Here is an 18218-nt window from a genome sequence, read left to right on the forward strand (position 1 = left end):
GTGATTGTGACCAATTTGTCAATGCAACCTGTCGTCGAAGCAGGACCGCAGCCTTGCGTGCCCCTGTGCGGCCATCGACCCCACCCAGACACAGCGCGAGCTCACGACGCCTCTTCGAGCCCTTCGGGCTGCCGCTGAAGCAGCCGCAGCGGACGCCCTTCACCCGATCAGCCCGACCATGCCAACCACGACCGGCCCCATCAGCGGCAGCAGGACGTTCGAGATCGCATAGGTCACGGTGTAGCCGATCACCGGCGTCGAATTGCCAGCGAGGGAGACCAATGCGCTGATCGACGGGGTGCTGCAGTGCTGGCCAGCGATGGCTCCGAGCAGGATCGGAGCCTCGATCTTCAGCAGGTAATGCCCGATATAGAGAGAAGCCAGGGCCGGCAGTGCGGAGACGAGAATCGCCAGGACCGGCAGCACCAGCCCGTACTGCTTGAGCAGCGCGAAGGCATCGGGCCCCACCGACAGACCGATTGCGGCGATGAAGGTCGCCAGGCCGAAGTCCTTCATGAACTCCGCAGCATGCAGCGGTATCGCGCCATAATGCGGGCGATGCATGTGGAGCCAGCCGAAGACCAGGCCGGAGACGAGCGCACCACCGCCGGTCCCCAGCGTCAGGTTCAGGGCGCCGACCCTGAAGCTCAGTTCTCCCAGCAGGAGACCCGCGACCACTCCCAGCCCGAGCATCACGAAGTCGGTACTCGAAGTCGCCGGGAGCAAGTGGCCGAGCTCCGGGGCCGCCCGCGTGATCGCGTCCTCGGAGCCGTAGAGCGTCAGGACGTCGCCCTGCTCGAGAACGGTGCCCGGCAAAGCCGGAACGATATGCCCGAGCCGCCTGATGCGCGAAATGAAGACACCGCGCCGCTGTTCCGCGCTCGCCAGCCGACGAAGATCCCGAATCCGGCGCCCCATCACCTCGCTACGGACGAGCACGACCTCGCGCTCGACGAGTGGCACGTTGTCGCCTGCCGGCATCGGCACCTCGGCGCCCAATCTCTCGCTGATCGCGATGACGGCGCGGCGGCGGCCGAGCACGAGGACAACATCGTCGGCCTCCAGCACCATGTCCGTGGTTGCCTTGGTAAAACCTTCGCCGCGGCCGACCTGTTCGATGGTCACAACGCCATTGACGCTGTTTTCGAAGGCGCCGACGCTGCTTCCCGCAATCGGCCCGGCATGGAAGCAGCGGGAGACGATCTCGGGCACGCCGTTCTCCTTGCCCGCGTCGTCCTCGGCTCCCAGTTGTTTTGCAAGCGCGGCGGATTCCTCGCGCACGTCGATCCGCAGCAGCAGGGGACCGATCTGCGTCGTGAAGACGACGATCGCCACGAGGCCGAAGAGGTAGGTGACGCTATAGGCCGTCGCCATGTTGGATTGCAGCCGCGCCACTTCGGCTGCCGGCAGGGCCAACCGGGCGATCGCATCCGAAGCCGTCCCGAGCACAGCCGATTCCGTGGCCGAGCCGGCGAAGAGCCCCGACGTGGTGCCGGGATCCAGGCGGAACAAGATGATGGCCGCTGTGAGCAGCAGCAGGACCGTCCCGACCTCGACGAAGGACAGGATTCCGTAGCGCCAGCCACCACGGATATTGTTGAAGAACTGCGGTCCGGCCGTAAACCCGAGAGCGAAGATGAACAGCGCAAACGCCGTGTTCTTCAGGTCCGCGCTGATGGTGACACCAAGCTGCCCAAGGGCCAATGCGACGAAGAGCGTGCCGCAGACACCGCCGATCTGAACGGGGCCAATTCTGATCTTTCCGATCAAATGGCCAAGAGCCAGCGAAATGAACAGTGCAACAACCGGCTGTTCAACAAATGCCACGATGGCCCCCAGTTCCAGAGCAGTGGTCGACGGCGACTATTCGCTGCCCGCTCCTACTCTGCAAGAGCCGCGATCGCCGGTGCGGCACTCGTCTGCGGCACATCGAGGTCGTCCACTCATTGGCCAGTGCCAAGTGAAGTCGCGGCACGTCGACGATTTGGATTGACTCCAAAGCAAGTTCATCCCTAAATCGTGCACGATCCAAGATGCAGGATAATAGGCATTGAACGGGGCGCGAAAGATCGAACGGGTCGTCCTTGGCGACCAGGTCTATGAGGCGATCAAGGAACGCATCCTCGATCAGGCCTATGCGCCGGGCGAAAAGATCAATGTCGATGGGCTGGTGCGCGAACTGGCCGTCAGCTCGACGCCGATCCGCGAGGCGCTGACGCGGCTCGTCGCGGAAGGGCTCGTGTCGGCCGTCCCCTTCGTCGGCTTCGCGACCGCGGCGCTGCCCGATCGCAACTATTACGAGGACGTCTACAGCTTTCGCAGCGTGCTCGAGCCTTGGGCCGCGGCAGAGGCCGCCAGGCGGCGCCCGGGCGCCGATGTCATCACGGCGCTGCGCGACGCCGTCGCGGTCATGATGGCCGATCCGCCGTCCCGCGAGTATCGCAGCCACCGCGCGTTCACCGAAGCCGATGACCGCTTCCACCGCCTCATCCTGACAGCGGCGGGCAATCAGGTCGCGCTGAAGAGCTATGACGACCTGCGCTTCCATCTGCACATTTCACGGCTCTACCTCAGCCGCGAGCAGGATGTCGGGATCACCCATGCCGAGCATTTCCGCATCATCGATGCGCTCGAGACCGGCGATCCCGAAGCTGCCGCCGAGGCGATGCGACGGCATCTCGAGGGCTCCCATGAGAGGCTGATCAAATAGGCCGCCCGTCAGAGGCAGCTGTGCAAGAACCACCATAACATCCGGGAGGATATGATGTTTCTACGACGCCTTGCCGCTGCGAGCCTGATCGCAGGCAGCTTCCTCGCGACAGCCGCCCAGGCACAGACCCTGCGCTTTGGCCATGCGAACACCACCACCGAGATCGCCGGCGAACTGTTCCAGGAATTCGCCGATCGCGTGAACAAATCGACCGGCGGCGCCGTCACCATCAAGGTCTTCCCGGCCGAGCAGCTCGGCAAGGAAATCGACCTGTTCAAGCAGGTCAAGGAAGGCGCTCTCGACATCTCAGCGCCCTCGATGGCGGCCGCCTCCGCGCTCGTACCCGCCCTCGAGATTCCGAGTGCGCCCTTCCTCTGGAAGGACTGGAGCGAGGCCGAGGCGATCATTCGCTCTGCTGCCTTCGACCCGATCTTCGACGAGCTCCGCGACAAGCATAGCATCGTCCCGGTCAGCCGCATCTGGTACTGGGGCTGGCGCAACATGACGACGCTCGACCGCGCGGTGAAGAAGCCGGAGGACCTGCAGGGCCTCAAGATCCGCGTGCCGGAAAGCCCGGTCTGGGTCGAGATGATCAAGGCCTATGGCGCCTCTCCGACGCCGGTCCCCTTTGGCGAGGTCTACACCGCGCTCCAGCAGAAGACGGTCGACGGCCAGGAAAACCCGATCCCGACGATCTTCTCGCGCAAGTTCTATGAGGTGCAGGGCTATGTCGCGATGACGAAGCACATGCTCCAGAACAACATGATCGTCATCAACAAGGACAGCCTCGCCCGGTTGAAGCCCGAGCATCGCGAGGTCCTGTTCGCCGAAGCCGCCCGCGCCTCGGCCCTGAACACCTATCTCCAGCAGAAGCGCGAGGCCTCGATGCTCGAGGACATCCGCAAGTCCGGCCGCTCCAAGATCGTCGAGGATGTCGATCGCGACGCCTTCGCCGCCAGGTCCAAGGTCGTGGCAACCGCGATGGAAGGCCGCTGGGGCAAGGCCCATCTCGACAGCGTGCTCGCCGCCATCGGCGCTCAGCGCAAGCGCTGACCGGCATGACCGGGCTCGACCTGATCCGGCGGCTCGACGACTGGTCGAGCCGCCTGGAGAACGCCTTCCTTGCCGCGCTGCACGGCGCGATCGCGACGCTGGTCTGCGCCGCCGTCGTCTTCCGCTACGCGCTGAACGATCCGCTGACCTGGTCCGAGGAACTGATCCTGCTGCTGTTCGGCTGGATGATCTTCCTCGGCATCGCCAACGCCTTCCATGCCCGGACCCACATCATCATCGATGTCGTGGTGCTGTTCGCCCCGCGCTGGCTCTGCACCCTCTTCGGCGTCGTGGCGCTGCTCGCGACAGCGGCGGTTCTCGGCACGCTGACCTGGTTTTCCTGGCGCTATCTCCAGCGCGAACTGCCGAACCTGACGCCGATGCTCGGCATTTCGGCCGGCTGGACGGTGGCGCCGCTCTTCGTCGGGAGCCTGCTGTCGCTGCTGCATCTCCTGCGCAACCTGATCGACGAAGGCGTCACCGGCGCACTCTGGTCCGACATCACGACGCGGGACTAGCGGCATGGTCTCCATCCTTCTCCTGACCTTCGCGGTCCTGCTCGTAGTCGGCACGCCGATCTGGGTCGCGATGGCGGGCTCGGCCCTGCTGACGATCTTCATCGAAGGCGTGCCGCTCACCGTCGCCGCCCAGCGCATCGTGGCCGGCGTGCAGTCCTTCCCCCTGCTGGCGATCCCGCTCTTCACGCTCGCCGGCTCCCTGATGAACGCGTCGGGCATCTCCGAGCGGCTCTTCAGCTTCACCAAGGCACTGGTCGGCCATATCCGCGGCGGGCCGGCCCATACGCTGGTCGTCGGCGAGGTCTTTCTCTCCGGCATCTCCGGATCATCCGTCGCCGATACGGCCGCAGCCGCACGGGTCTTCGTGCCGCAGCTCGAACGCATGGGTTATCCACGTGCGTTTGGAGCGGCGCTGTCAGCGGTTGCCGGCACGCTTGGCCCGATCATCCCGCCGTCGATCCTGATGGTGGTCTATGCCTGGCAGGCCAATGTCTCGCTCGGCAGCCTCTTCGTCGCCGGCATCATTCCTGGCCTGGTCATGGCCGGCTGCATCATGGCGACCATCGCCATCCTGGCGCTGCGGCGCGACTTCAAGCCGGCCGGCTCCTTCTCGTTCCCGAATCTCTGGAAGGAGTTCAAATACGCTTCGCTGGCGCTGCTGATGCCGGTGCTGATCATCGTCGGCTTCCGGGCGGGGTTATTCACCGCAACCGAGATCGCCGGCGTCGCCGCCGCCTATTCCCTGGTTGTCGGCATGTTCATCTACCGTTCGATCAAGCTTGCCGACCTCCCGGCGATCCTGATCGGCACGGCGCGCGAGACGGCGGTGGTCATCGCCATCGTCGCCGCGGCCTCGCCCTTCAGCTGGATTCTGGCCATCGAGCAGGCGCCGCAGCTGGTCACCAGCTTCATGACCTCGATCTCGACGGATCCGCTGGTCGTTCTGCTGATCCTGAACATCGCCCTGCTGATTGCCGGCATGATCATGGAGACGATCGCCATCATGATCATCCTGGTGCCGATCCTGCTGCCGCTGCTGGCCGCGTTGCAGATCGACCTCGTGCATTTCGGGATCGTGCTGCTGGTCAACCTCGTCATCGGCCAGGTGACACCGCCCGTGGGCGTGCTCTGTTTCGTCGCCATGGCGATCACGCGCGTCAAGCTCGGGGCCCTGCTGCGGGAGCTCTGGCCCTTCCTGATCGCGCTCGTCGTGGCGCTCGCCATCATCACCTATGTGCCGGCCCTGAGCCTCTGGCTCCCCCGGATCGCCGGTTTCTGAGAGGATCATCATGACCAGGATTGCAGAGGTTGAGGTCGTCGAATTCTCGTTCAAGAGCAGAAATCTCGGCCGCTCGGCCGAGAATGCCCGGGCGGTCTACAATGTCGGATACAAGCCGAATTCAGAGCTCGAGCTGACCAAGTTTGCGATCGTCATTCGCAGCGATGACGGCGCCGAGGGCGAATATGTCATGCACTGGGGCGGAACCCGGGCCACGATGGCGCAGACACTCTCGCTTGCGCCCAACCTGCTCGGCCGCAATCCGGACCACCGCGAGGAAATCTGGAACGACATGAAGCGGGAGCTCCGCCAGCATGACGGGATGGGGATCGGACCGATCGACATCGCGCTCTGGGACCTGGCGGGAAAGCGCTTCGGCGCCTCTGTGTCGCAATTGCTCGGCGGCTTCCGCACGCGGCTCAAGACCTATGCCTCGACCTATCACGGCGACCGCAATGGCGGGCTCGACAGCAAGGAGGCCTTCTCCGACTTCGCCGAGGCCTGTTACGCACTGGGCTACCGCGCCTTCAAGCTCCATGGCTGGCATGAGGGCGACGCGCGCGAGGAGGCGGCAAACGTCCTGCATGTCGCCAGGACGGTCGGTGATCGCATGACTTTGATGCTCGACCCGGCCAATGAGCTCAGAACCTTCGCCGACGCACTCTATGTCGGGCGGGCCTGCGACGAGGGGGGCTATTTCTGGTACGAGGACCCGATGCGTGACTGTGGCGTCTCCGCGTTCGCCCACAAGAAGCTGCGCGAGATGCTGAAAACGCCGATCCTGCAGACCGAGTATCTGCGCGGCTTCGAGCCCAAGGCCGATTTCCTGATCAATGGCGGCACCGACATGCTGCGCTCCGATCCGGAATACGATCTCGGCATCACCGGCGCGATGAAGATCGCCCATCTCGCCGAGGCCTTTGGCGTCGACGTCGAGATCCATGCCTGCGGGCCTGCGCATCGCCACTGCATGGCCGCGACTCGTAACACCAATTTCTATGAGCTTGCGCTGGTCGGCCCGGATTGCCCCAACGCCGTGCCACCGGTCTACACCTGCGGGTACAGCGACCAGCTCGACGGTGTCGACAAGGATGGCTGTTTTCCCGTGCCCACGGGGCCAGGCCTCGGCGTGAGCTATGACTGGGATTACATCCGTGCCCATCAGACGGGGCGGGAGCTGTTCAAGCTCTAGATGCGTATTGGGAGGGCCGGCCTTTTTCGGGCTGGCCCTGGTCCTTTCTACCGCCGCCTTGGGGCGACGGGCATGCCGGGAATCGTCTTCAGTCCGGATAGAGAGATAGAGATTCGCATTGGCTCGGGAGGTGACGCCGCCGATCGCCCTCCCGCAGAAGGCGGAGATCAAGCCGTCTTGAGGTTCACCGCCGAGGACTTGCCGGTCTTGCGATCGGCCTCGAGATCGTAGCTGATCTTCTGGCCTTCGTTCAGGCCGCGCAGGCCCGAGCGCTCGACAGCGCTGATATGGACGAAAATATCGCTTCCGCCCGCGTCAGGGGTGATGAAACCATAGCCCTTGGTCTCGTTGAACCATTTCACGGTACCCGTGCTCACGTGCTATCCCTTCAGTCACTATTCAGGTTGGCTCATGCCAGCCCGGGGACCACTGTAGGGTCGAAAATACGCATGTGGCAATGATGCCGTTAAAAACCGCGTCGGCGCCCGCAAAACGCCCCAATGCTCAGGAGCGTCCGCCGTCGACGGAAAGCACCTGGCCGCTGATCCAGCCGGCCTGTTCGCTCAAGAAAAACAGCGTGGCATTGGCGATGTCCTCGGGCGTACCGAGGCGTCGGGTGTGGATGCTCTCGACCAGTTTCTTCTGGCCGGCCTCGCCATAGCTTTGCCATTGCCGTTCCGTTGCCGGATTGGAGCGCACGAAGCCGGGCGCGACGGAGTTCACCGTAATGCCATGCGGGCCGAGCTCCCAGGCGAGCTGCTTCGTCAGCCCGACCAGCGCGTGCTTGGCACTGGCATAGGCCTGGATGCCGGTGAGGCTCGGGCGCAATCCCGCACCGGACGAGATGGTGACGATGCGTCCATAGCCGGCCTGCTTCATCACCGGTGCTGCGGCTTGCGCCAGGAAGAAGGCGGCATCGACATTGGCGGCGAAAATGCTGCGCCAGTCCGCCTCGGGAATCTCCTCGATCGGCCGCCCGACCTGGCCGCGCACCCCGCCCGCCGCATGGACGAGCAGGTCGAGCGAGTCGTTTTCGGCCGAGATCGTGCCAAGCAGATCGCGCGCTGCGTCCGGCGTCGCGAGATCGACGGCATGAAACCTGGCCCCGATCTCGGCTGCGGTCTTCGCGACCCCCTCGGCATCGATATCGGCGAGATGCACCCTAGCCCCGGACCGAGCCAGGGCGGTTGCGATGGCTCGGCCGATGCCCTGGGCAGCGCCTGTGACGAGGGCTACGCGATTGTCGAAGCGGAGTTGCATTGGTCGATCAGCACCTTCAGCATATCGAACGAGAGTGGGCGCTCGCCGTCCTCGACCTCGTGGATCAGTCTCACCAGCGTCTCGATCGTCGGGGTCGGAATGCCGGCCTCGCGCCCGAGGCGCGCGATGATGCCGATCTGGGGATCGACCTCGGTCTTGCGCTTGCGCACGGCAAGGTCGCGCCAGATCCCGGAATGCGTCTTGGCCGTCTTCGAGGTGTAGTCGGCGAGCCAGGCGATCGCGGCGATCTGCGGATATTCCGGCCGGCCCGGCGCGAAGACCATCGGATCGAACTCGCCGAAGCCGAGCGAGGAGACGCCACGCGCCGCCGCGACCGCACCGACCTCCCGCCCGAGTTCGAGCCAGACGGCGAGCCGCTTCGGATCGGCGAAATTCGCCGACATCGAATCATCCGTCAGCGCCGTGGCAAACAGCATCGCCCCGTAGGCGAGCTTGCCCCACAGATAACCCCAGATATTGCTGGTCAAAATCGAGTCGGGCTCGAAGAGCAGCATCAGCTTGTGCATTTCGAGGGCGCGCGGCGTCATCGCGCCATCGATCTCGCCCACGACGACAGCACCGCGGTTGCCGTAGAGAATCTCGCCCGGCCCGTGCCAGTCCGCGCCGAAATTGACGAAGCAGCCCATGGTCCGGGCCTCGCCGACGTGCCTGGCAATGGCCAGTTCGTTGAGGCCGTTCTGGGCAGAGAGCACGAAACCGTCCTCGGCCAGATGCGGGGCGAGCGCGTCGAGTGCCGTTTGCGTGGCGCCCGCCTTCACCGCGAGCACGATGCGCTTGTAGGTTCCTGTCAGCTCCGCCGGCGTCACCGCGGGCACGACCTGGCGAAATTCCTCGATCGGCCCGCTGATCGCGAGGCCCGTCGTCCGGCAGGCTTCGACATGTTCGGGGACGACATCGACGAGCAGGACAGGAATGCCCGCGCGCGCCCAATAGGCTCCAAGCGTGCCGCCGATCGCGCCCGCACCCCAGATGACGATCGGCTCAGGCGTGCTCACGCAGCCGCCTCGAGCTGACCGGCGACTTCGACATCGCGATGGGTCGCGACATGGATGAAGCCATCGGGCGTCACCCAGCCACGATACATGCCCGCGGAATTATAGGGCGCGACGATGCTGCCATCGGCACCAATCGCGACCAGGCCAGCCCCGATCCTGTGCTCGGTGAGCTCGGCTATCGCCCGGGCGGTCGCCTCCTCGAGGCTCAGGCCGGCATAGGCCATCAGCGAGGCGATCTCGTGCCCGACGCAGTAGCGGATGAAATATTCGCCCTTGCCCGTACCCGAGACCGCGCAACGCCCGTCGCGCGCATAGGTACCGGCACCGATGATCGGCGAGTCGCCGACACGGCCGGCCGGCTTGTTGGTGTAGCCGCCCGTGGAGGTCGCAGCAGCGAGATGGCCCTGGGCATCCAGCGCGACCGCACCGACCGTGCCGTGCTTCTCGGCCTCGCTTGCTTCGGACATGGTGCCGACAAGCTCGCGGATCTTCATCGAGGACAGATTCTTGCGGCGCCGCTCGGTCGAGAAATACTCGTTTTCGACCATGTCGAGCCCCTCCGACTCGGCGAAGCTGTCCGCGGCCGTGCCGGCCAGGAAAAGCGGATCGCCGCGGCGCATCAGCACCTTGGCGGCGCCGATCGGGTTCCGGATGCGCTTGACGCCGCAAAGGGCGCCGGCGGCCAGCGTCTCGCCATCCATGATGGAGGCGTCGAGCTCATGCTCGCCATCCGCGTTGAACGCGGCCCCGTGGCCGGCATTGAAATGCGGCGAATTCTCCATCACCAGCACCGCGGCCTCGACCGCATCGACGGCCGAGCCGCCCTTGCTGAGAACGGCCCAGCCGGCGCGGAGCGAGGCGGCGAGATCCGCCTTGGCCTCGGTCCACTCCGTTTCGGTCATCTCGGCCTTGGGCAAGGTGCCACAACCGCCATGAATGGCCAGGGCAATAGGTGAGATTGTCATGGGTAATCCTGGTGCGTTTCCCTCTCTCCCGCAGTGGGAGAGGTCGAACCGTGTAGTCGGGAAAGGGGAGAGCAGGCGGCGGGGCACATACCCCACCTACTGGCCTTGCGGCTAGTCTCTCCACGCATGCCCGATACTCGTTCGGCGCGTTTTTATACCGGTTCCTGCATATTTGCAGGAACCGGGCGAGCGAGGCCGAAGCCTCATTTCTTGGCGGGCTTGATGTCCATGGCGAGCGTGTCTTCATCCACGCGCGGCTTGATCACGACCTTGTCCTTCTGCATGGCCCAGGCCGAGCCGACGGCGACGATCGGCAGACGTGGCCGGTCCTGTGCGACGATGGCGTTGGCATCGGAGAGGAACTTGTTGCGCTTGGCCTCATCCATCTCCACCGCCGCATCCTCGATCAGCTTGTCGAGCGCGGCGTTCTTGTAGCCCAGCACGTTGAAGGCGCCGAGCTTCTTGGCCGGATCGTTCGAGTGCACCACCGAGGAAAGCGTGTAGTTTGACTCACCGGTCAGCGTGCCCCAGCCGGACATCGACATCGAGAAATCACCGCGCAGGCGGGCCGGGAAGAAGACCGCGCCCGGCTGGGCATTGGCATTCACGTCGATGCCGATCCGCGCCAGCATCTGGGCGATGGACGTGCCGACCTGACGGTCGCCGGGAAGGCGGTCATTGGTGAACGAGAAGGCGACCTTGAAGCCGTTGGCGTAACCGGCCTCCTCCATCAGCTTCTTGGCCTTGGCGAGGTCAGGCTTCAGCGCCGGCAGCGACTTATTGTAGCCCGCGATATCCGGCGTCACGAGCTGGTTCACCGGCGAGCCGAGACCTTCCATCGCAATCTCCGCCAGGGACGGGCGATCGATGGCGAGATCGATCGCCTCGCGCACCTTGACGTCCTGGAGCGGGTTCTTCGGCAGCGGTGAGCCATCCTTGGCGCTGACCTGCGGGGACTTGTCCCGCATGTCGAGCTCCATGTTGAAGACATAGACCGTGTCGACCGTCGTGACCGCGAGCTTGGAGTCGCGTTTCAGGGTCGGCACGTCGGATGCCGGCGCCCGCACGATGATATCGACCTGCCCGGCCTTGAGCTGGGCGACGCGGGCGGCGTCGTTCGGCAGCTCCTTGCGCAGCACGCGGGCCCAAGGCTCCTTCTCGCCCCAATAGCCGTCGAAGCGCTCCAGCACGAGCTGGTCCTTCGGCGTCCAGGACACGAACTTGTAGGGGCCGGTACCGACCGCTGCCTTACCGGTATTGAAGGCCTCGTTGGCGTTGTCCTTGGTCAGTCCGGCCGCCGCCTTGTGGGAGACGATGAAGAGGCGGATGAAGTCGTTCGGCAGGTTCGGGGCCGGCCCGTCGGTGACGATATGGACCGTCAGCGGATCGATGATCTTCACCTCCTTGACGCGGCGCACATAGATCGTGGTCGGGTTCGGCCCGGCGACCACGGGGATGCGCTCGATCGAGAATTTCACATCCTCGGCGGTGAAGTCGGAACCGTCATGGAACTTGACGCCCGGGCGCAGCTTGAACTCCCAGACCGAAGGCTCGATCGCCTTCCAGCTCGTCGCAAGCCGCGGCTCGATCTGCAGCTTGTCGCCCGACCAGGTCAGCGTGTCGAAGACATGCTTCAGCGCTTCGGCATGGGTGCCGGTCGCGGTGAAGTGCGGATCGATCGATTCCGGGCCGGCGCGAACGCCGATTGTAAGCGTCTGCGCTAGGGCGACCCCGGAGACGGAGGCGCTGAGTGCGGCCGCGAGTCCGAAGATGCGGACGGTAGTGGCAAGCTTCATGACGAATTCCCCTGTTTTGTTTCGGTAAAGGCCGACATGTCGGCCCTCCCGCTGGTTTATTATGTGGCCTCGGCGGTGGCAGTCGGCCCACGCAACGAGGCGCCCTGGTGTCACTTGATTAGGCGATCCTGACTCGACTGTTGTTCTCAATTGGCGCGGTACGGCAGTGAAGACCCACCACCATCCCGCAATTCTTTGGAAGAACGCTTCGCCCGACCCGGTCTATGACTGGGGCTCGAGATCCGCCGGCCACACCGGAGAGGCAATGACGAGCTTGTCCATCAATTCGCAAAGCTGGCGCTGCTCGGCCTCGGTCAAGGCCGAGAGCATGGCGCTCTGCTGCTTCACCATCAGCGGCATGGTCTCCTCGAAAATGGCGCGTCCTGCAGGCGTCAGGCGCAGCACGAAGCTGCGCAGGTCGTCCCGGTCCGTCTCGCGCTTGAGCAGGCGCCGGGTCAGCAGCTTCTGGATGGCGCGGCTGAGCGTGTTCTTCGGCAAACCGGACGAGGCCACGATGTTCTTTGCAGCCACACCCTCCTTCAGGCCGACCGCGTAGAGGGCGACGAATTCCGGGCGGACCAGGCCGTAGCGGGTCTCTATCCAGCGATAGACCGGATCGTTGAAGCGGAAGGCGACGAAGTTCAACCGGAACGACAGCCAGCAGGGATTGTCCCAGAGCTTGGTGACGGTGAGCGGGTCGAGATCGCGCAACGCCGCTTCGCGCTCATGGTCGAGACGCGAGAGTGATGTGGGGGCGCGGCGCATGATGAGCTCCCGTTTAGTTCCAAATGGAACTTGACGACGTTCTGACTGGGAGTCAAGGATGGCGCACTGCCAGAGAAAAGCAAGGAACGGGCCGTGCGTGTCGCCGAGATGAATTGGATGCAGATCGAAGCGCAGGCCCAGCGGGATGACCGCTGTGTGCTGCCGCTCGGCTGTGTCGAGCAGCACGCCTATCTGAGCCTCGCCACCGACGCGATCCTGGCAGAGAAAGTGGCAGGCGATGCGGCCGAGCCGCTGAACGTACCCGTCTTCCCGGTGCTGGCCTATGGCATGACGCCAGGCTTCGTCGCCTTCCCCGGCACCGTCTCGCTGCGGATGAGCACCTATGTCGCGCTGATCGAGGATATGCTGGAGGCCTTCTACCGCTCCGGCTTCCGCCGCATCGTGCTGGTCAACGGCCATGGCGGCAATGCACCCGTGATGACCTTCTGCACGGAATGGATGGGCCGCCGCCCCGATGCCAGCGTCAAGCTGCATGATTGGTGGGCAGGGCCGCGCTTCCAGGCGGCGGTGAAGGCGGTCGATCCCGCTGCCTCGCATGCCTCCTGGATGGAGAACTTCCCCTGGACCCGGCTCGACGGCGTCGCCATGCCGGATGCAGTGAAGCCGCCCTTCGATCGCGCGCTCTACCAGGCCTCGAACCCGGCGAAGAAGCGCGAGATCCTGGGCGACGGAAATTTCCACGGGCGCTACCAGCGCTCCGACAACGAGATGCTCAGCCTCTGGCAGGTCGGCGTCGAGGAGACGCGGGCGGTGATCGCGGAGAACTGGCCGTGACCGCAGGCGCCAGGCGCTTCGTCAGATGCTAGGGCACATCCTCGGGCGCATCGTCCAGGCTCTGCTGGTGATGCTCGTCATGTCGGCGCTGGTTTTCGTCGGCGTCTACGCCATCGGCAACCCGATCGACGTGTTGATCGGGCCCGATGTCAGCCAGGAGATGAGACTCGAGACGATTGCCCGCTACGGGCTCGATCGACCGCTCTGGGAACAGTATTTCACCTTCCTTGGTCGTGTGCTCCACGGCGATTTCGGCCGTTCCTTCGTCTTCGGCATGCCGGTGCTGGAACTTATCCTGTCGCGCCTGCCCGCGACGCTGGAGCTGACGCTGGCTGCCGTATTCGGAGCGGCCCTGATCGGCGTGCCGGCCGGCATCTATGCCGGCTACAAGCCCGACAGCCTGCTCGCCAAGATCATCATGGCGATCTCGATCCTCGGCTTCTCCGTACCGACCTTCTGGATCGGCCTGGTTCTGATCATCACCTTCGCAGTCGAGCTGCAATGGCTGCCTGCCGGTGGCCGCGGCGAGACCGCTTCGCTTTTCGGCGTCGAGTGGAGTTTTCTGACGTTGAACGGGCTCAGCCATCTGCTGCTGCCGGCCCTTAACCTCGCCTTCTTCAAGCTCGCCCTGATGACGCGGCTGGCCCGGGCCGGGACGCGCGAGGTGATGCTGACCGATACGGTGAAATTTGCCCGAGCCGCCGGACTTTCGGAATGGACCGTCCTGCGCCGGCATGTGCTGCGCCTGATCGCGATCCCGATCGTCACCGTCTTCGGGCTCGAATTCGCCTCGACGCTGGCCTTCGCGGTCGTCACCGAGACGATCTTTTCCTGGCCCGGTATCGGCAAGCTGATCATCGACTCCATCACGTCGCTCGACCGGCCGGTCATGGTCGCCTATCTGATGCTCGTCGCCTTCGTCTTCATCACCATCAATTTCCTGGTCGATCTGACCTATGTCGCGCTCGATCCGCGCCTGAGAAAGGCGCGCGCGTAATGAAGCAGGCTTCGCCCCTCGCCCGATTCTGGAACGAGTTCCGCGAGAGCAAGGTGGCGCTCGCAGCCCTCGTCGTCGTCGTGCTGATGATCGGCGTGGCGCTCCTAGCGCCCTGGATCGCGCCGCAGGATCCCTATGATCTCGCCAATCTCACCCTGTCAGATGCGCGCCGGCCGCCGGGCTATGTCGGCTCCGGCGGCTTCACCCATCTGCTCGGCACCGACGCGCAGGGCCGCGACCTGTTCTCGGCCATCCTCTACGGCCTGCGCATCTCGCTGCAGATGGGGTTGATCGCCGGTTCGCTCGCCTTCACGGTCGGCGTCACGCTCGGCATCACCGCCGCCTATCTCGGCGGCCGCTGGGAAGCGTTCATCATGCGCATCATCGATCTCCAGCTCGCCTTCCCGGCGATCCTGCTCGCGCTGGTGATTTCGGCCGTGCTCGGCCAGGGCAAATTCCAGCTCATCGCGGCGCTGGCAGCCGCGCAATATGCCTATTTTGCCCGCACGGCCCATGGCGCAGCCGCGGCCGAGCGCGGCAAGGACTATGTCGAGGCCGCCTTCTCGACGCCGCTGCCGGCCCGCCGGGTGGTCTGGCGCCATATCCTGCCGAACTGCCTGCCGCCCCTGATCGTGGTCGCGACGGTGCAGGTGGCGAGCGCCATCGCGCTCGAAGCGACGCTTTCCTTTCTCGGCGTCGGCCTGCCGGTGACAGAGCCCTCGCTCGGCATGCTGATCTCCAACGGCTTCCAGTACATGATGTCGGGCCGCTACTGGATCTCGATCTATCCCGGCGTCGCGCTGATCATCCTGATCGTCGCAATCAACCTCGTCGGCGACCAGATTCGCGACCAGGTCAACCCGAGGCTCAGGCGATGAGTGGCTCGGCCGAGGCAGTGCCGCTGCTCGAGGTCCGTGACCTCGCGACGCATTTCCACACCCGTGCCGGCGTCGTGAAGGCCGTCGACGGCGTCTCCTTCTCACTGAAGCGCGGCGAGGTCATGGGCCTCGTCGGCGAATCCGGCTCCGGCAAGAGTATCACGGGCTTCTCGATCATCGGCCTGATCGACCCGCCTGGAAAAATCGAGAGCGGCTCGATCCGCCTCGAAGGGCGCGAATTGATCGGATTGCCGTCCCGCGACCTGCGCGCAATTCGCGGCAAGATCATCTCGATGGTCTTCCAGGACCCGCTGATGACGCTGAACCCGGTCCTGACGATCGGCGCCCAGATCCTGCTGGCGCTGGAGGCGCATGAGAAGGTTTCGGCAGAAGAAGGGCGCAGGCGCGCCATCGCGGCGCTTGCCCAGGTCCGGATTCCGGAGCCCGAGGCGAAGGTCGATTTCTACCCGCATCAGTTCTCCGGCGGCATGCGCCAGCGCGTCGCCATCGCCATCGCTCTGCTGCACCGGCCAAAGCTGATCATCTGCGACGAACCGACCACGGCGCTCGATGTCTCGATCCAGGCCGAGATCCTGGCCGAAATGAAGGAGCTGGTGGCGGAGCTCGGCACGGCACTGATCTGGATCAGCCATGATCTGGCGACGGTCTCCTCGATCGCCAGCCGCGTCTGCGTGATGCGTTACGGCAGGATCGTCGAGACCGGGCCTGTGCTCGACGTGCTGACCAGACCGCAGCACCCCTACACCCAGTCGCTGCTCGATTCGCTGCCGTCCCGCGCCAAGCCGGGCACTTTCCTCGCCCGGGGCGGCGGTGTCCCCGATGCATCGCCGCCGGCACGCACCTCCGGTGCCTCACCGTCGCGTGGATCGAAGGCGGACGCCTCCTATTTCGTCATTCAGGACGTCAGCAAGCTGTTCCAGACCCCGCCCGGCATCCTGCGCCTGCTCGGCCAGAAGCTTGGACTGTCGCAACCGGGCCGTGGGGTCCAGGCTGTCGCTTCCGTCAGCCTGACCGTCCCGCGGGGGGAGGCGCTCGGCCTCGTCGGCGAATCGGGCTCGGGCAAATCGACGCTCGGGCGTATGGCGGCCGGCATCTATGCGCCGAACTCCGGCACGGTGCGGCTGGAGGGCGAGCCGGTGATGGGCGGCGGCGCGCGGCCGCACAAGAACACTACCCGGATCCAGACCATCTTCCAGGACCCCTTCGCCTCGCTGAATCCGCGTATGAGCATCGGCGACAGTATTGCCGAGGGGCCGATCACGCATGGCATCGTCACCAGGGCGGGGGCGGCCGAATATGTCCGGCAATGGCTCGCCGCCGTCGGGCTCGATCCCGCCTTCGCCGGCCGCTATCCGCATCAATTCTCCGGCGGCCAGCGCCAGCGCGTCGCGATCGCGCGTGCGCTCGCCATGCAGCCTGATGTCGTGGTCTGCGACGAGCCGGTCGCCTCGCTCGACGTCTCGATCCAGGCACAGATCATCAACCTGCTGATGCGGTTGCGGACCGAGTTGAACCTGACCCTGATCTTCATCTCGCACGACCTCTCGGTGGTGCGCCATCTCTGCGACCGGGTCGCGATCATGTATCGCGGCAAGATCGTCGAGGAGGGGCCAGCGGGCCAGATCTACGACAATCCGCGCCACGACTACACACGCAGGCTCCTGGCCGCCGTGCCGGTCCTGCCGACCGCCCCGCCAGCCTGAAGGACATCCGCCATGACCGAACCTGCTCTCGAACCCTGGCAATGGCCCGAGGAGGTCTGGCGCGACAAGGTCGAGCGCGTGCGCGCAGGCCGCAACCTGAAGCCCACGAAATGGAAGAACGGCGCGCGCTGCGCCGTCGCCCTCTCCTTCGACGTCGATCATGAGACGAACGAATTGCGCGATGGCGGCAAATCGGTCGGCCGCCTCTCCTGGGGCCAGTATGGCAACCGCGTCGGCATGCCGCGCATCCTCAGCCTGATGGCGAAGGAACAGATCCAGGCGACCTTCTTCGTGCCGGCGGTAACCGCCCTGCTCTATCCCGACGAGCAACGCCGCGTCATAGCGGAAGGCCACGAGATCGGCCTGCATGGCTGGATCCATGAGGTCAACACCGCCGTGCCGCCCGCGGCCGAACGCGAACTGCATCTGCGCTCAGCCGATACGCTGGAGAAGATCACCGGCGTCAGGCCGGTCGGCATGCGCACGCCGTCCTGGGATTTTTCGGAAGTGACCCTGAGCATCGAGCGCGAACTCGGCCTGCTCTACGATTCCTCGCTCTTTGCAGATGACGACCCCTACGAGATCATCGAGAAGGGCGAGCCGACGGGCATGGTCGAGCTTCCGGTCGAATGGATCCGCGACGATGCGGTCTATTTCAACATGAACCGCTTCCAGGCGCTGCGGCCCTACACGGCGCCGGAAGCCGTATTCGACATCTTCCGCCGCGAATTCGACCGCGCCCATGAGGAAGGCGGGCTCTTCCTGCTGACCATGCATCCCCATGTCATCACCTACCGCTCGCGCATCTGGATCCTCGAGGAGCTGATCCGGCATGCCAAGGCGAAGGGCGATTGCTGGTTTGCCAGCCACGCCGAGATCGCGCGCTATGTAAAGGCCGAGGCCGGGCTTTAGCCCGCACAGCTCGGGTCGGGCGGGGAGGAACCCTGCCCGATTTCGGCCGTTTTCGGTTCATGGCGGGTTCAGTGCGCACGCGCGCTGATAGCCCGAGCCACTGAAACGGAAACGGAACTCATGACGCGCACGAAAAACTGGCTTCTGATCGGTACTGTCCTTCCCGGCCTGACCCTGTCGCATGGCGGCTTCGCGGTCGAACCGGCGCAGGCACCGATGAGATTAGCGCAGGCTCCTGCGCCGTCGGACGAAGAGCCCGGACAGCCGCGCCGGCCTCGCCCCCCGGGAGCCCCAGCCGCGCCCGGCGAGGCGCGCCCGCCTGGGGCCGAACGCCCGCGGCCCGCTCCCGGAGCACCCG

17 protein-coding genes and 1 pseudogene are annotated in these 18218 nt (G+C 65.1%); 11 read left to right on the top strand and 7 right to left on the bottom strand.

Going from position 1 to position 18218, the window contains the following annotated elements; genetic code table 11:
* Positions 1-159 precede the first annotated feature (159 nt).
* The gene (gene aspT, locus AB4118_RS15080; protein WP_441490473.1) at positions 160-1827 is read right to left on the bottom strand and encodes an aspartate-alanine antiporter; all 1668 of its coding nucleotides are present in this window, start codon (positions 1825-1827) and stop codon (positions 160-162) included.
* A gap of 223 nt (positions 1828-2050) precedes the next feature.
* On the opposite strand from aspT, the gene AB4118_RS15085 reads away from it, so the two are divergent.
* From AB4118_RS15085 to AB4118_RS15105, 5 genes are read left to right on the top strand one after another with little or no spacing between them, the layout of a single operon-like run.
* The gene (locus tag AB4118_RS15085) at positions 2051-2710 is read left to right on the top strand and encodes a GntR family transcriptional regulator (RefSeq protein WP_441490474.1); all 660 of its coding nucleotides are present in this window, start codon (positions 2051-2053) and stop codon (positions 2708-2710) included.
* A gap of 54 nt (positions 2711-2764) precedes the next feature.
* Positions 2765-3763 carry a TRAP transporter substrate-binding protein gene (locus AB4118_RS15090; RefSeq protein ID WP_441490475.1) on the top strand — a complete coding sequence of 333 codons (999 nt, stop codon included), beginning with the start codon at positions 2765-2767 and terminating at the stop codon, positions 3761-3763.
* A 5-nt stretch (positions 3764-3768) separates the two neighbouring features.
* A complete protein-coding gene (locus AB4118_RS15095) occupies positions 3769-4281 on the top strand; it encodes a TRAP transporter small permease (protein WP_441490476.1) in 513 nt (170 codons plus the stop codon).
* A gap of 4 nt (positions 4282-4285) precedes the next feature.
* On the top strand, positions 4286-5560 hold the full coding sequence (locus AB4118_RS15100) for a TRAP transporter large permease (protein WP_441490477.1): 1275 nt from the start codon (positions 4286-4288) through the stop codon (positions 5558-5560).
* A 10-nt stretch (positions 5561-5570) separates the two neighbouring features.
* Positions 5571-6752, top strand: coding sequence for an enolase C-terminal domain-like protein (locus AB4118_RS15105; RefSeq protein WP_441490478.1), 1182 nt, complete (start codon positions 5571-5573; stop codon positions 6750-6752).
* A gap of 167 nt (positions 6753-6919) precedes the next feature.
* Here the strand turns inward: AB4118_RS15105 and AB4118_RS15110 are convergent, their stop codons facing one another.
* From AB4118_RS15110 to AB4118_RS15135, 6 genes are all read right to left on the bottom strand, one after another.
* Entirely contained in the window at positions 6920-7129 is a 210-nt protein-coding gene (locus AB4118_RS15110) for a cold-shock protein (protein ID WP_043234173.1), read from the bottom strand.
* 127 nt (positions 7130-7256) lie between these two features.
* The gene (locus AB4118_RS15115; protein WP_441490479.1) at positions 7257-8012 is read right to left on the bottom strand and encodes an SDR family NAD(P)-dependent oxidoreductase; all 756 of its coding nucleotides are present in this window, start codon (positions 8010-8012) and stop codon (positions 7257-7259) included.
* Positions 7985-9028: a ketopantoate reductase family protein gene (locus AB4118_RS15120; RefSeq protein ID WP_441490480.1), complete on the bottom strand. Its 1044-nt coding sequence runs from the start codon at positions 9026-9028 to the stop codon at positions 7985-7987. Before AB4118_RS15120 ends, AB4118_RS15115 begins: the two co-directional genes overlap by 28 nt.
* Positions 9025-9987, bottom strand: a complete 963-nt coding sequence (locus AB4118_RS15125) for an isoaspartyl peptidase/L-asparaginase family protein (RefSeq protein WP_441490507.1) — start codon at positions 9985-9987, stop codon at positions 9025-9027. The genes AB4118_RS15120 and AB4118_RS15125 overlap by 4 nt, the downstream gene beginning before the upstream one ends.
* Before the next feature lie 209 nt (positions 9988-10196).
* Complete coding sequence (locus AB4118_RS15130) at positions 10197-11789, bottom strand: ABC transporter substrate-binding protein (protein WP_441490481.1); 1593 nt, start codon at positions 11787-11789, stop codon at positions 10197-10199.
* Between the two features lie 222 nt (positions 11790-12011).
* A complete protein-coding gene (locus tag AB4118_RS15135) occupies positions 12012-12554 on the bottom strand; it encodes a MarR family winged helix-turn-helix transcriptional regulator (RefSeq protein ID WP_441490482.1) in 543 nt (180 codons plus the stop codon).
* A 93-nt stretch (positions 12555-12647) separates the two neighbouring features.
* On the opposite strand from AB4118_RS15135, the gene AB4118_RS15140 reads away from it, so the two are divergent.
* The 6 genes and pseudogenes from AB4118_RS15140 to AB4118_RS15165 all read left to right on the top strand — a co-directional run.
* The gene (locus AB4118_RS15140; RefSeq protein WP_441490483.1) at positions 12648-13349 is read left to right on the top strand and encodes a creatininase family protein; all 702 of its coding nucleotides are present in this window, start codon (positions 12648-12650) and stop codon (positions 13347-13349) included.
* 25 nt (positions 13350-13374) lie between these two features.
* Positions 13375-14346 (top strand): ABC transporter permease, encoded by a 972-nt coding sequence (locus AB4118_RS15145; protein WP_069878004.1) that lies wholly within the window; start codon positions 13375-13377, stop codon positions 14344-14346.
* Positions 14346-15224: an ABC transporter permease gene (locus AB4118_RS15150; protein WP_441490484.1), complete on the top strand. Its 879-nt coding sequence runs from the start codon at positions 14346-14348 to the stop codon at positions 15222-15224. Before AB4118_RS15145 ends, AB4118_RS15150 begins: the two co-directional genes overlap by 1 nt.
* Positions 15221-16948, top strand: a complete 1728-nt coding sequence (locus AB4118_RS15155) for a dipeptide ABC transporter ATP-binding protein (protein ID WP_441490485.1) — start codon at positions 15221-15223, stop codon at positions 16946-16948. Before AB4118_RS15150 ends, AB4118_RS15155 begins: the two co-directional genes overlap by 4 nt.
* A 12-nt stretch (positions 16949-16960) precedes the next feature.
* Complete coding sequence (locus tag AB4118_RS15160) at positions 16961-17860, top strand: polysaccharide deacetylase family protein (RefSeq protein WP_441490486.1); 900 nt, start codon at positions 16961-16963, stop codon at positions 17858-17860.
* Positions 17861-17980: 120 nt separating this feature from the next.
* Positions 17981-18218 (top strand): annotated as a pseudogene (locus tag AB4118_RS15165) (hypothetical protein); the annotation flags it as partial.

Origin of the sequence: Allobosea sp. 2RAB26 (assembly GCF_052115465.1) — a bacterium.
Taxonomy (GTDB): domain Bacteria; phylum Pseudomonadota; class Alphaproteobacteria; order Rhizobiales; family Beijerinckiaceae; genus Allobosea.